Source organism: ANME-2 cluster archaeon (assembly GCA_014237145.1).
Taxonomy (GTDB): Archaea; Halobacteriota; Methanosarcinia; order Methanosarcinales; family Methanocomedenaceae; genus Methanocomedens_A.
Map to the genome: position 1 here is coordinate 26,574 of JAAXOC010000065.1, position 12,912 is coordinate 39,485.

Here is a 12,912-nt window from a genome sequence, read left to right on the forward strand (position 1 = left end):
CAATTAAAACTATATTGTATGCACTATACATATAGTAAAAGTATTGAATATTAATTAGATATTTTAAATCATATCATGTATTTCTTACTAATTCAGGTAGGGTTATTATATGGATAACGGTATTGACCTCGAAAAAAAGGAAGGTCCTAAAAACAAATCTTATCATTATCACCTTAAGCATGCAGTTGATAATTACCAAGATGATGAAGATATTTTAAAATATTTACCTGATTTTTATCAATTGTTATGTAATATTGGTTGCAATAATAAATCCCAGTGGTATACAAAGATGCTTGTTAATGCAGCTCTTTCCTATCTTGTACTTGAAGAAGACATAATTCCTGACAAAGGAGGCAAGGACGGATACCTTGATGACTTATACATATGTGCCTACGTACTCAAAGAAATAAGAGATAAAGTATCAAAGAACATCATTTTGGACAACATAGGAGACCTTGATTTTGAGGATGATATTTTTCAATTGATCTATGATGTTGTTAACAGAGCCTCAGATATTCTCGAAGATAAAACTGAGAAAATCCTTGATCTAGTAGGTTTTAGTAAGTTTACTTTATTTGATTTTTTGTATGATCAGGACAAGACTAAAACGCTCATGAACCGTAAAGAAAAACGTCGATTGCTCTATGCTATGCTTGCTGTAAAAGCAGATTCAATATTGAAAATTGAATCTAGTACCCACCAAATGACGACCCTTCGATCTCTTATCAGAACGCACCACGAGTTTGGAGAGATTAAAAGGTATATGGAGTTTATGCATGATTGAAAGTGAATCAAAAGTTTATTCTGATATGCTTGATGAGATATTTTATAGGTATGAAGGAAAATACAAATCACTTTTAAAGAACATTCCGCGTTTATTCAATTTACTCCAAAAAATTTACACCTCAAAAGAACTGACATGGGAGGCAAAGTTCAAAATAAACTCTTGTTTTAGTTATTTTGCGATACCTGACGATTACATTCCTGATGACGACGGTCCAGAAGGATTCCTTGATGATCTTTTTATCTGTGTTTATGTATTAGATGAACTTAGTACAGAATACCCAATTTTAATCAATGAGAAGTGGGAATTCGCTGACAATATTATGGAACTGATTCCGATTGTTCTCGATGAGACAATAGATTTACTTGATGAGAAATGTTATGATATTCTAGGGTTTACAGGCTTGTTAAGGTTTGATGAGATTAGTAGTATTTCTCATTTATTCCGAACTCCTCAGGACATAAATGAAAAGATTGAAAGGATTGATTATGAAAATCAAGAATTAATAAATCTACTAAGAACGATTGAAGTGTACAGTGGTAACAAAAGTATGCTCAGGACCTTAAAAAGCTTAAAGAAGACTTTTGATGAGGATGAGTGGAGAAAAGTGGAGAATATCATTGAAAGGTTAGAATCTCATGAATCAAAATATGATAATTCTCATGAAATTGAACTTGATAAGATTAGAAGGAAAATCGTTCTTGGGATAAATGAGGATATATTGGATGATTGAAACAAAGAGATTATTTGATTTTACATGGTCTACAAGATATAGTAGTGCTACGCACGATCTAATCCAAGATTTTTTTGTCCCAGCTTTAAGTAGATCTAGATATTACTATCGAATTGCAGGCTTTTTTTCTTCAACAGCGATTGCGGCAGCTGCACGAGGAATAAGTGCCTTTGTTGAAAATGGAGAAAAGATGTATTTAATCATAGGTAGTCAACTTTCCCAAGAAGATGTTGATGCAATAAATAGTGGTACTAAGAAAATCGATGCCATATTGCATGAAAAATGGGATGCATGTAAGGAAGATTTTGAAAGCGATGTTATCAAAAAAAGATTTGAGCTTTTAGCATGGTTGATTGCAAATGATAAACTCGAGATAAAAATTGGTGTTAATAAAGATAAGAATGGCAATTATTTATCCTCAGGAGATTCTTTGTTCCATGAAAAAGTTTTAATCTTTGAAGATTACGATGGTAGTAGGATTCAAATCGATGGATCTATCAATGAAACATGGAAAGCTTGGAAAGAAAATAGAGAATCATTTTGTGTTCATAGAAGCTGGGAAAAAGGACACAAGGAGTTTATAAATTCGGCAATGGATGATTTTAACAAAATTTGGTCGAATTATGATAATACTAGTGAAGTGATGGATTTACCTAGTGCTTTAAAGAAAGACCTCATTTCTATTAGATCAAAGAATGTTCCAAATCCTCATGACGAAATCGATTTCATTGATGGAGAATCAAATATAAAATACGATGAAAATTCTGGATATTGTGGTTATATTTCTCATGAAGATCCAGATGCATGGAATCAAAATACAAAGAAGTCATTAAGAAATTATCAAGAAGAAGCAATCCAAGCATGGGTTGACAATGGACATGTTGGGATCTTGGAGATGGCAACAGGTACTGGTAAAACATTCACCGCTTTGAATGCAATAAAACAACTTGATTTGAGATCGAAGTTCTTACTTATTGGTGTACCACAAAGAGAACTAGCTGATCAGTGGGTAGAAGAGTGCAAATTTGTTTTTGCTGAGGTTCCAAAGAGAATGATACTATGTTATTCTAATACTGGATGGAAGATGAACATTGAAAGAGAAAATCGTCAAACTATAAGGGAGAATGTCCTTTTAATAATAATCGTTGTGTTTGGTACTATGAGGGGCAATGAGTTCTTAAGTAAGATTGGTAGTTTGTTAGAAAATATGTATCTGATCATTGATGAAGTTCATGAGATCGGTTCTTCTGAGAATAGAAAGATGTTGTCCAAATTGACTGGTATTAAATACCGATTGGGCCTTAGTGCGACCCCTGAAAGGGCATGGGATGAAGAAGGTAACAGTGCGATACAGGAATATTTTGGTGAGGAGCCAATATTCGTTTGGGATATGGAAAAAGCAATAAGACCCCCAATTGGATATGAACCTTGTCTATGTCAATACAAATATCATCTTCACGACTGTTCTTTAGAAGGGGAAGAATTAGATAGATATGAAGAACTATCTGAAAAGATCAAAAAGCAAATTGCAATAGAAACGAAGGGTGGTCATATAGATATTCGGAACATTGAAAATGGAACTTACTTACAAAGATTGTTGAACCAAAGAGCAGATATAATCAAAGAATGCGAAGATAAGTTCAGGGTCCTTAAAAAGATACTTGTAGAGGAGGGTGATTCTCTGAACAAATGTCTTGTATATTGCAATGACAAAGAACATATGAACGAAGTTACAAAAATAATCGAAAGAGCTGGATTTAAATGTCGTAAATTTTATGGAAACCTACATTCTGAAAATAAAGAGTATGTATTCGATTCGTTCAAGAATGGAGATTTACAATTCCTTGTTGCAATAAAATGTCTTGACCAGGGAATCGATATACCCGTTTGCGATTCTGCGATAATTCTTACAAGTTCGCGTAACCCTCGTGAATATATTCAAAGAAGGGGCAGGATTCTCAGATTGCATGATGATAAAAAATTTGCAATTGTCCATGATATGTTTGTATTTCCACGTCCTGTCAATGAACTGAGATCTGGTAAAAGGAAACTATCAGATTATGAGATTACACTTATAAAGAATCAGCTTCAAAGAATATCAATATTCATGGATAACGCTATTAATGAGGCTGAAAATATGATTAAAAAACTTGAATACGGGGATATTATTATAGATTCGATGGAGTGACTGTTCAATGGATGATGATATTAAAGATATTATTAATCGGGTATTCACGGTCCAAGATGCTGCTGTAGTAGAACAGATGTTAGATGTGATAAATATAAATATTTCAGATGCGTACAAGCTAAAAGTGGTCAATGAAATAGACCAAATAATTCAGGATGTGCAAAGATGATCGATTTCAGATTAATCAAGATAACCTTGTTCAACTTTGCCTGTTATTATGGTGAGAACACATTGGATTTTACCAATGTATCAGATAAGAACATTTTTTTGTTCAATGTCCAAAATGGTTTTGGGAAGACAACTTTATTTCATGCGATCAAGTGGGGTTTTTATGGTGAGGCTATAGAGTATTTTAAAGACTCCGACAAGATAGATATTAAAGATTTTCTTAATGACCGGCTGGACCCATCTAAAGATATGTGTTCTGTGGAGATTACATTCGAATATGGAAACGATATCTATACCCTTAAAAGGAAATATCAACCCGGTGTTAAACAATCATCTGAACTTTACTTATCCAAAGGCGCGGAGGATATCCTTGATGTCGACGAAGCTCAAGAGATGTTAGAGCACATAATCCCACAAAATTTTGCTGATTTCTTCATGTTCGATGGTGAGCAGCTCAGCCGATTTATGACCGCACAAAAGAACATCGAGCAGAACTATAGAGATAGCATTCTACAGTTATTAGGTCTGAAACAGATACAAATACTAAAAGACCATCTATCAAAACTTGAAAAGAGATACGATAAAGAGCTGACCCAGCAAACTTCAACTAACAAAGAAGTAGAGAAAAAGAAAAAAATAATAGAGGCCATCATCACAAGCATAAAAAATGAAGATACAAAAATAGAAAAACATGAAAAGTCCATCGAAAATAACAATAATTACATCGAGAAACTCGAAGAACAACGAACTCGGTATGCAAACTTACCTAAGGTTATGGAAGACTTAGATAAAATAAATGAAGCCATTAATAAAAAAGGCAAAAAGGAATCTGAGATAGAAAGTAAATTATCATCAAATTCTAGTAATTTTTTCATAAAATTCATCGTGAGGGATTTAAAGAGGTACATCGATGAGAACAATAGCAGGATTAGTGATCTTCAAGAAGTTTGTGGATTAAGTGACATGCAAGCAGATACCCAGTCTGCTAAAGAAGACATACTAAAGAAAAGTATTCCTATATGTGAAGTATGCGGTCACAAATTGAGCGATTCAGAAAAATCAGAGCTGAAAAAGGAACAAGAAAGAATAAGAGAATCTTTAAAATTATTTGAACAAAACAAAAAGGAACGTGATAATCTCAAAGATGAGAACCAACAGTTCGTGACTTCCTTAAGTTTATTGGACATATGCGATTTTGAGTTGGAGATGGATAACTTAGATGAGGTGAAAAACAAAATTGATGACTTGGAAAAAGATAAAAAGAAATTGAAAAAAGAAAGTCAAAGAGAAGAATTTGGCGATTTTGCTAAAATCAATAGACAAATAAGTTCATTAGAAGAAGAAAACACAACGAATAGGGATAAAATAAAGATAGCTAAAGGCAGAATCAAATCATTTAAAAAAAAGAAAGAAGATATTACACGAGATATAAAAAGACTTGGTCATGATGACAGTAATACCTATAGAATAACTAGGAATATAGATTACCTCTCTAAATTGAGTAGGCAGCTAGATGAGGCATTGGAAATAGGGACGGAATCAAAGAGACATCAAATCCTAAAGAAATCAAATGAACTTTTCAATAAGATTACCAATAAACCTGATGAATACAGTGGGATTGGTTTCGAAGATGAAGAGAGTTACGCTTTCATTATCAAAACAAAGGACAATAATTCTGTAAAAAATCCTTCTAAAGGTGAAAAACAAGTACTTGCAATGAGCTTCTTGCTTGGCTTGAACCAATTTACTGGAAGAAACAATGTGATATTGATGGACACTCCTGTTGCGAGTTTGGATGATGTACATAGTGCAGGTATCGGAAGAGCTCTAGCAAATCTTGATAATCAAGTAATATTTTTAGCTCAACCCCAAGAACTTGCTGGCGATATTTACAAAAATATGAAAGCATCAGTAGCAAAAGAGTTCACCGTTGAAAGGAAAGAGTATATATCTAGTTTCAAAGAGGTGTGAATATGAAGAACTTAGATTTTTTTGCAGATGCAGGAAACGTAAAATTTCGTTCAGCATATAGAGATTCTATGTACCATGTTATTCGTGAGAAGGACAATTATAGACTATTTACCAAAGACAATTCTGGAATAACTGGATTATTCAATACTGCGTTTAGTATAGGTTATCATTTCGATGAGCAAAAACAAATTGATAAGAATAATGCAATAAATCATGTGAATTTGGTAAGTATTGATAGAAGTGTAAAAGAACTAATGGTTTTGTTAGTTCTCAAACGAAAGCCAGAAATAAATAACCCCAAAGATTTATGGACAGAAGTTGAGATGTATGCAGAATATGGGATACAAGTAATGTTCAATTCCTTTAAAGGCAACGGCGATAAGTTGGTAATCAATTCGATCTTGGAAACAAATTAATCATAACTATTTTTGATTCTCTTTGTTAGTTCTACGATGTGTATCACAGAGTACAACGCTGCTACAATCCGAATTGGTATGTTCTCATAGGGAATGTCATAAGGATCGAACTTAATTATTCTTCCATCCTCTTCATTGTTCATATTAGACAATGATATGTCTTCATATTCGTCCCTCGGAAAGAACAAATCGACAAGCATTTTGACATTTTCAAGGGCATCCCTTGGCGTGAAGAGATTTTTGTTTGGTTCTACTAAACAATATTTTGATTGGAATACATCTGCACATGGTATTTTTTTATCAAAGACCTCTTCATTTGCCTTGATGAAAAAATTTATTTTTTCTCTATCTTTAAATTGATATAGCATAGTGAGCACATTCTCTTTTAATGGTTCTGCCGCCTTCATATTTTTTTTACCTGTTGCATGATGTATAGTTGCCGACCACCTTATAAGACCATCTGTGTATCTAGGTCTATTGTTATCCAACTCTACCCTAAAGTTCTTATACTTCATGTCGGGAACGATTTCAACGAAATTGGCTCTTTCATGTTTGTTCTGTTGTTTCTTACGGGAATCCCAACCAGTTAGGTCGAACTTTAATTTACTCTTGTCAGAATTGGGATTAAAGTCTTGTTTGACTTCGATCTTTACTTTTTTTAGTATCTCTTTCGCGAATACATATGCAAGCTTAGGACAGACTGCATTACCAATAAGTTTGTACTTTATGCCTTCGCTCTTCCCTTGGAACAAATATGTTATTGGGAATGACATGAGGCTTGCAATCTCTCTTATGGTTGGGGAGCGGTAACTGCCGTGAGCATTTTCCCCAAATATCAGTGCTTCTCTTGATGAGGTCGTTCTCATAGCCATAACCGTTCTGCTGGGCGAAGATGTATCTTCAGGGAAAGCCATCTTTCCATAATATCTGGCTTGTTGTTTTCGATCTCGAGCCTGCAACCAATTATACTTATGGATAGAGGTATCGTAAAAATGGTCGGTCAATTCTTCTCTATTGATAGAAAAAGCATAGTTGGGATCAGTGATAACTTCGCTCTTGAATGCATCGATTACTGTTTTTAATTTGACCCATTCGTCTTTTTTATGAGTGGGATTCGGTCGGGGATAATTACCAACAACGAGTCGTTTTCTTCTTTGTGGAATACCATAATCTGCAGCGTTATAGATGTTGTCGTCAGAAATATCCAATTTTAAGGCAAGATCGGTCTCCTTTTTCTGGATACCGAAGGATTCAAGGATTTCATTTGTCAGTTCTAATTCTCGGAACGTGTATTTCTCTTGAAGCTCTTTCTTAGAGTTGGGAACATTTTCTAGCAACCAATATTTTAGAATTGAATCCGGTTTATGCTTTTTAATTGCGATTATTTGAAGATATTTGTTAATAAGACGAATTCCATGCGTTTTATCTGCTTTTCCAGCGCAGTTCGAGGAAGAAAATGAAACACAGGGTGGGGAACCGATAATCACATCAACATCAGGGACGATTAAATCAACATCGGTTACTTTGATGTTGAGTATATCTCCATCGTTGTCTTCATAGCAATCAATGCCTATGTGTTTACAGTTAGGGTGGTTCAGTTTGTGTGTTTCTCTTGCAGGACCCCAATAATCTAAAGCAAAGACTATCTTAAATCCTGCTTGTCTAAATCCTTCTGAGAATCCCCCTGCACCACAGAATAAATCAGCTACTATTAGTCTCTTTTTTATGACGGATCCCCCTATATGGATTGTAATATACTCAATAGTCTTTTAAGTTATATTTATGCTTATATATCTTATGAACGTTTCAAGGTATGATACTTTTATCTTCCTCCCGCAATTGTTGTTCAGCGAAATCCAAGACAAATTCTTTTTTTGTCTGAAAGGTATCATTTCGAAGAATAAGAGTCTTTGTTCTGTGAAGCTTATCATCATAGCTCCAAAGTGATATAGTCATATTTTTCCACTTCTTTTATACTCGAAAACGCTCTTAATAAATGCAGTGTGAAAATAATTAAAATTGAGCAATAAAAGCAGGCACCTGGATTATGATTCGAACCCAACTGTACCTTACGATACAACAGGTCTCAAGCCCGAGGCGTTCGATCGAAGCGAAAAGGCCTGGGATAAGAAAATCGCACCAGCAATTTTCGACTGCTGCACATAGACTCCAGTGAATCTACGGCTCTGTTTGATCAGTTCGCTTAACTAAACCCAGCAGCTCTGCTGGGGTTGGTTATGCCGTCGCAACAATTGACGAGTAGTGGAAGGCTGCAAAGCCTCTTTACTCTACCTATCTTCTCCGAAAGCTTCACCCCGGTCACATATGCATTCGAAAGGAAAACCGCTTCATTTGAAATATTCGAGTTTTTCATACTTACTTCCATACTAATACATTTTGTGTATGATGATCTGTCTAAAATTTCTGCTAGTTTATCCCATTCGACAGTACCTGAAAATGGGAGTTTATGCTGGTCTGTTTTGCCATCGTTGTCATGAAGATGGATTGAAATTAAACGATCTTTTAGTTTCTCAAGCATTTTCAATCCATCTCCGATGTTCCCATGACCTGAATCGTAGCATAACCCCAGAAAACTTGAATCGTATTCAGAAAAAAGTCTTGTTATTTCTGTATAATCATCATTCCTATAATTTTCTAAAGCGATTTTTATATTATGCTTCCAGGCATACGGTTTTATCTCATTTAATGATTTACGTAATATATTCCAATATATGTATTTTTCAGATTCATTATTCGGCGCACGCTCAAAATGTAGAATTATCACGTCACATGATAATTTATTTGCCATATAAATTCTATTCTTAACGAGTTCAACGCCAGCTATTCTAAGAGATTCATCTTCAGAGATCCAATTATTGTTGACCCCCTCCGAAGCATGTAAATCTAACACTTTAAGGTTGTATTTTTTTAACCACATGATTATTTTATTTATATCGGATTCAGAATAAATAAAATCAGTCTTATATTCATGACACCAATGAATATGTGTGAATCCGGCTTTAGATATCTTTTTAAGAAATGGTTCAGGATTTCCAGTATCTTTAAAATAATCAGTTGTAATTGCTAATTCTAAAGACATATTCCACCAATTATAGTATTCTCACCTTTTGTGAACTACCCCCACCTTACGAGGGGTGCTTCCTGATTCATCGAGCAGACGGTTCATCTCCACATATGTGGGGGTACACTTATTCTATATAGAATTTCCTAGTATATATAGTATTTCACCATAATACACATAGTAAACATATTTTCTATATAGATTACCCAAATCTACATATATCATTTAATCCCCACGCATGTGGGGAACACGCAGTTCCATGCATTTTCTTTTTTCGCTCAAAAACAGGTGCACGGCATGGATGTGCAAAAAAGCATTATGGAGCTGTTAAATTGTAAGTATTTGGGAGACGTTGATAGCGAAATCTCTAAGACTTCATCGTTAAGAAATATCTTTGAAAGGGTATCTTAATCATATCTTTCAATATCAACGAGTGAAGAGTCCAGTTAACGGATTTATATTTCATTATACAGTTTACTTACAAAAAAATCAATTTATGTGCAAGGCTCATGAAAATATATAGTTTATAAACAATAAAAAAGTACAAGGCCCCAAAAATCGAAAAGCTTATACACCACGAAACTTAAACAGATTTTAGAGCTACGTTGTATGATTGCGTAGAGGTGAAGATACATGATGAAGATGAGGGGGAAATAATATGACAGCACCGATTGGAACTCAGGAAAGAATTACCTATCTAGATCAACTCAGGCTTGAGGAGGGTATTGACAAGTTGAAGAAGGTCTTCAAGGAATCAGCCGCTCATAACAAAGAAGCTGCGGTTAATTCACTTAATCATGAAGATTTGCAGTTTACTTCCCTATTTCTACTCCGGGATGAGATAAAGAAGTTAGCTATTCTTGAGCAATTGGGTGAACGGAATCGAATCTCTATGGAGATTGTGGAGGATATCCTTTCTAGTGAGAAGGAATCTCCTACCGCTTCTTGTCGTTTATCGATATGTGACCACATACAAATGGTTCAGTCCGTTTTGAGATGGATGCTGGAAACGGGAAGCAAGGATGACGGTTTGAGTGCCGAATTTACCCAGGTGCTGGACACCACGGCGTCACTTTTAACAACAGTATTCCGAGATGAAACGGTTTTACCTCTCATAGCCGATTTGATCTTTACTCGCTCCGAAAAAGAGTTGTTCAATCACTATCTAATTAGGGCTTTCTTTGAAGCACGCGAGCCATATACTTTGGATCTGATTGCAAATCGTCTGCGGTCTCCGCGAGTGAAAGAAGCTAACTTAGCGCGTCGTCTCCTTGGCTTTGTGCCTGGCATAGATGTCCATAAAGATACTGAAGGCGAGGTGCATTATCGGATTTTTCAGGCGTGGCTTGAAGAAAACAGTCCGTTTCTGCATTACCGTGGTGAAAGTTTCCAGGAGACCAGCAAACCGGTGCCCTATGATGTAGCCTTGAAGGGCAAATACCTGGGAAGGTCTGTGTCGGTTGATTCTGGAGAGATACTTACGCCTCTGACAAAGGAAGAATATCAAATTCTGGAAGAATTCGAAAATGAGGATGAGGCGGTAAAAGATAGTTTTGCAACACAATCAGAAGTGATGCGTTATCAAAGTTTCGATGATTGGAATACGTGGGTTCGCAGACCATTGAAGGAACGACAAAACGCACAAAAGTTGGGAGGTTCACGATGATCAAAATCGCTGGAACCACTGTTTCTCCCAGTAACATTGATGGACAGTGGCCGTCAGGCAGCATTGGAATAAAGATCATTGATAGTATGGCTTCAAGTTGGGCGGTATATGATTACGAATCGCTGGGCCAACTGCAGTTTGAACTGAAGTTGAGGATGAATATCATTGCTGCTTCCAGAGACCTTGATCAAAGTGGAGTGACCTTTGCCTCATTCTATTACTCAAAGTGCAACTCAGACTACTGGTATTTCACGCGCGATGGCGGATTCCTGTTAAAACAGGGCGTGAACCCCTCCACCGCTATTATGGATATCTTTACAAATGGTTCGAAATACTCATTTGAATGTGCCACAGCGATGGTTATTGTTTATTACAAAGCAGTTCTCGAATCACTTCCTGTGGAGACCTTTGACAGACTGTTTGCAGGACTTTATCTGCTTGGTTGGTGGTACAAAGACGAAGACCTTGGGTTTAGTAGTTATAAAAGAAGAGATTACTTCCCTGGGGACTATAGATATTTCAAGAACCCAGATGTAAATCCGAGGACGCCAGAATGGCAAGGAGAGAACGTCATTGACATGGGGGACGGCACTTATTATGGCCATCCCATTGGTATAAAGACTGCTGATCAGATGGTTGGTTTTTTAAATGAACATCGGAAACCATGGGCAAGATGGTCTGCCTTTCTGATGGATATGGCAGGTCATCCGGATTTCAAATACCTGAGCAGGTACGAGTGAGAGGTACTTCCATACGTGATCGGTTAAGGAATCTAATAGTCTCATTGCTTATGGTTTTTAGAAAAACCGAGTGGATCTATGACCGATTAAGAGCTATTTGCAAAGAATTAAATATATTTACATAAATATCCTCTCCGTTCGAAGGGGTCTGAATGTCGAAAAAGAGAAATCAATCAGAAAAACCAGAAGTAATAGAACAAGAGCTCAATACCATTTTTTCTGCAGAATTCCTTGAAAAAACTGCTAAAGAAACTGATTTCATCATACGAAATCGAATAATAAATCCTTTAGTGATGTTTTGGACACTAACCTTTGGGTTTGGAGTGCAACACGAGAGATTATTTGCAAGTTTGCAACGTCTTTATGAAGATAGGGTACAATCCTACAAAGGTACAAAACCGGCAATGAAAAAAGGTCATTGCTGTAGCCCTTGCTAACCCGCGTTGTTTGAGCCAATAGTATAAATTGCCTCTGCTATTATGAGACCATTACAATTCATATTGGTGAATAAAATTAACCTTGATTTGCGGTATTGTCATTGTCGGATTGAAATGGGTGTCCGGTGATCCTGAGGTGATTCCTTATCCGGAACTTCTTAAGCAAGGTTGGATACTGACATTCGGTACTGGTTACGGTCAGCTGGTAGCACCCTTCTTCGGAGTCACACTTGGCACTGTAGTTGGCATGATGATGATAAAAACCTTTGTGATGACCACACTGGATACTGCATCAAGGCTCGGCAGGTTCATAGGTACGGAACTGTTTGGAAGTAACGGTCTGGGCCAGACAGTTATGGATAACAGGTATGTATCTAATATAGTGCTATTAGTACTTGCAGGCGCACTGGCACTTACCAACAGCTGGATCAAAATCTGGCCTATATTCGGATCAACCAATCAACTGATTGCAGCCCTTTCGCTGTTTGTGGTGACCATATGGCTCGTGGGAATGAAAAAGCCCCTAAGATATACACTCTATCCTGGTATTTTTATGCTGCTGACAACAATTGCTGCACTTGTGATCCTTGCGTTAAAATTCGTACCAAAAGGAGATTATTTACTTGGAGGTACCAGTATCATTCTGCTTATCCTTGCAGTTCTTGTAGTAGTTGAGACCATATCCAGCTGGCGCAGGGCTCCAGAAAATAGTCAGCAGCTTTAATTG

13 protein-coding genes are annotated in these 12,912 nt (G+C 36.2%); 11 read left to right on the forward strand and 2 right to left on the reverse strand.

The features are described 5' to 3' along the window. Nucleotides 1–109: 109 nt before the first annotated feature. From HF974_08405 to HF974_08430, 6 genes are read left to right on the forward strand one after another with little or no spacing between them, the layout of a single operon-like run. The gene (locus HF974_08405; protein ID MBC2698338.1) at nucleotides 110–784 is read left to right on the forward strand and encodes a DUF1232 domain-containing protein; all 675 of its coding nucleotides are present in this window, start codon (nucleotides 110–112) and stop codon (nucleotides 782–784) included. Next, nucleotides 777–1,517, forward strand: coding sequence for a DUF1232 domain-containing protein (locus HF974_08410; protein MBC2698339.1), 741 nt, complete (start codon nucleotides 777–779; stop codon nucleotides 1,515–1,517). Before HF974_08405 ends, HF974_08410 begins: the two co-directional genes overlap by 8 nt. Then, on the forward strand, nucleotides 1,510–3,705 hold the full coding sequence (locus tag HF974_08415; protein ID MBC2698340.1) for a DEAD/DEAH box helicase family protein: 2,196 nt from the start codon (nucleotides 1,510–1,512) through the stop codon (nucleotides 3,703–3,705). The genes HF974_08410 and HF974_08415 overlap by 8 nt, the downstream gene beginning before the upstream one ends. A gap of 7 nt (nucleotides 3,706–3,712) precedes the next feature. Continuing rightward, nucleotides 3,713–3,874, forward strand: coding sequence for a hypothetical protein (locus HF974_08420; protein MBC2698341.1), 162 nt, complete (start codon nucleotides 3,713–3,715; stop codon nucleotides 3,872–3,874). Further along, on the forward strand, nucleotides 3,871–5,844 hold the full coding sequence (locus HF974_08425) for an AAA family ATPase (GenBank protein MBC2698342.1): 1,974 nt from the start codon (nucleotides 3,871–3,873) through the stop codon (nucleotides 5,842–5,844). Before HF974_08420 ends, HF974_08425 begins: the two co-directional genes overlap by 4 nt. Before the next feature lie 2 nt (nucleotides 5,845–5,846). Beyond that, nucleotides 5,847–6,260: a hypothetical protein gene (locus tag HF974_08430; GenBank protein ID MBC2698343.1), complete on the forward strand. Its 414-nt coding sequence runs from the start codon at nucleotides 5,847–5,849 to the stop codon at nucleotides 6,258–6,260. Here HF974_08430 and HF974_08435 read toward each other — a convergent pair. Beyond that, complete coding sequence (locus HF974_08435) at nucleotides 6,257–8,023, reverse strand: DNA cytosine methyltransferase (GenBank protein ID MBC2698344.1); 1,767 nt, start codon at nucleotides 8,021–8,023, stop codon at nucleotides 6,257–6,259. The two genes, HF974_08430 and HF974_08435, sit on opposite strands and share 4 nt — an antisense overlap. Before the next feature lie 256 nt (nucleotides 8,024–8,279). Between HF974_08435 and HF974_08440 the strand changes: the two genes are divergently transcribed. Beyond that, nucleotides 8,280–8,426, forward strand: coding sequence for a hypothetical protein (locus HF974_08440; protein MBC2698345.1), 147 nt, complete (start codon nucleotides 8,280–8,282; stop codon nucleotides 8,424–8,426). 37 nt (nucleotides 8,427–8,463) lie between these two features. On the opposite strand, the gene HF974_08445 is transcribed toward HF974_08440, so the two are convergent. Next, nucleotides 8,464–9,360, reverse strand: a complete 897-nt coding sequence (locus tag HF974_08445) for a sugar phosphate isomerase/epimerase (GenBank protein MBC2698346.1) — start codon at nucleotides 9,358–9,360, stop codon at nucleotides 8,464–8,466. Between the two features lie 640 nt (nucleotides 9,361–10,000). Here HF974_08445 and HF974_08450 point away from each other — a divergent pair. The 4 genes from HF974_08450 (at nucleotide 10,001) to HF974_08465 (ending at nucleotide 12,909) form a co-directional block, all read left to right on the forward strand. Next, complete coding sequence (locus HF974_08450) at nucleotides 10,001–11,008, forward strand: hypothetical protein (protein MBC2698347.1); 1,008 nt, start codon at nucleotides 10,001–10,003, stop codon at nucleotides 11,006–11,008. After that, complete coding sequence (locus HF974_08455) at nucleotides 11,005–11,748, forward strand: protein-glutamine gamma-glutamyltransferase (protein ID MBC2698348.1); 744 nt, start codon at nucleotides 11,005–11,007, stop codon at nucleotides 11,746–11,748. The genes HF974_08450 and HF974_08455 overlap by 4 nt, the downstream gene beginning before the upstream one ends. A gap of 152 nt (nucleotides 11,749–11,900) precedes the next feature. Beyond that, entirely contained in the window at nucleotides 11,901–12,185 is a 285-nt protein-coding gene (locus HF974_08460; GenBank protein MBC2698349.1) for a hypothetical protein, read from the forward strand. Between the two features lie 82 nt (nucleotides 12,186–12,267). After that, nucleotides 12,268–12,909, forward strand: a complete 642-nt coding sequence (locus HF974_08465; protein MBC2698350.1) for a hypothetical protein — start codon at nucleotides 12,268–12,270, stop codon at nucleotides 12,907–12,909. Nucleotides 12,910–12,912 lie beyond the last annotated feature (3 nt).

What these genes read in the sequence shown, in the direction of transcription:
- HF974_08450 (MBC2698347.1), top strand. Translation starts at nt 10,001, where the DNA reads ATGACAGCACCGATTGGAACTCAGGAAAGAATTACCTATCTAGATCAA.
- HF974_08415 (MBC2698340.1), top strand. Translation starts at nt 1,510, where the DNA reads ATGATTGAAACAAAGAGATTATTTGATTTTACATGGTCTACAAGATAT.
- HF974_08455 (MBC2698348.1), top strand. Translation starts at nt 11,005, where the DNA reads ATGATCAAAATCGCTGGAACCACTGTTTCTCCCAGTAACATTGATGGA.
- HF974_08430 (MBC2698343.1), top strand. Translation starts at nt 5,847, where the DNA reads ATGAAGAACTTAGATTTTTTTGCAGATGCAGGAAACGTAAAATTTCGT.
- HF974_08425 (MBC2698342.1), top strand. Translation starts at nt 3,871, where the DNA reads ATGATCGATTTCAGATTAATCAAGATAACCTTGTTCAACTTTGCCTGT.
- HF974_08420 (MBC2698341.1), top strand. Translation starts at nt 3,713, where the DNA reads ATGGATGATGATATTAAAGATATTATTAATCGGGTATTCACGGTCCAA.
- HF974_08445 (MBC2698346.1), bottom strand. Translation starts at nt 9,360, where the DNA reads ATGTCTTTAGAATTAGCAATTACAACTGATTATTTTAAAGATACTGGA.
- HF974_08405 (MBC2698338.1), top strand. Translation starts at nt 110, where the DNA reads ATGGATAACGGTATTGACCTCGAAAAAAAGGAAGGTCCTAAAAACAAA.
- HF974_08410 (MBC2698339.1), top strand. Translation starts at nt 777, where the DNA reads ATGATTGAAAGTGAATCAAAAGTTTATTCTGATATGCTTGATGAGATA.
- HF974_08460 (MBC2698349.1), top strand. Translation starts at nt 11,901, where the DNA reads ATGTCGAAAAAGAGAAATCAATCAGAAAAACCAGAAGTAATAGAACAA.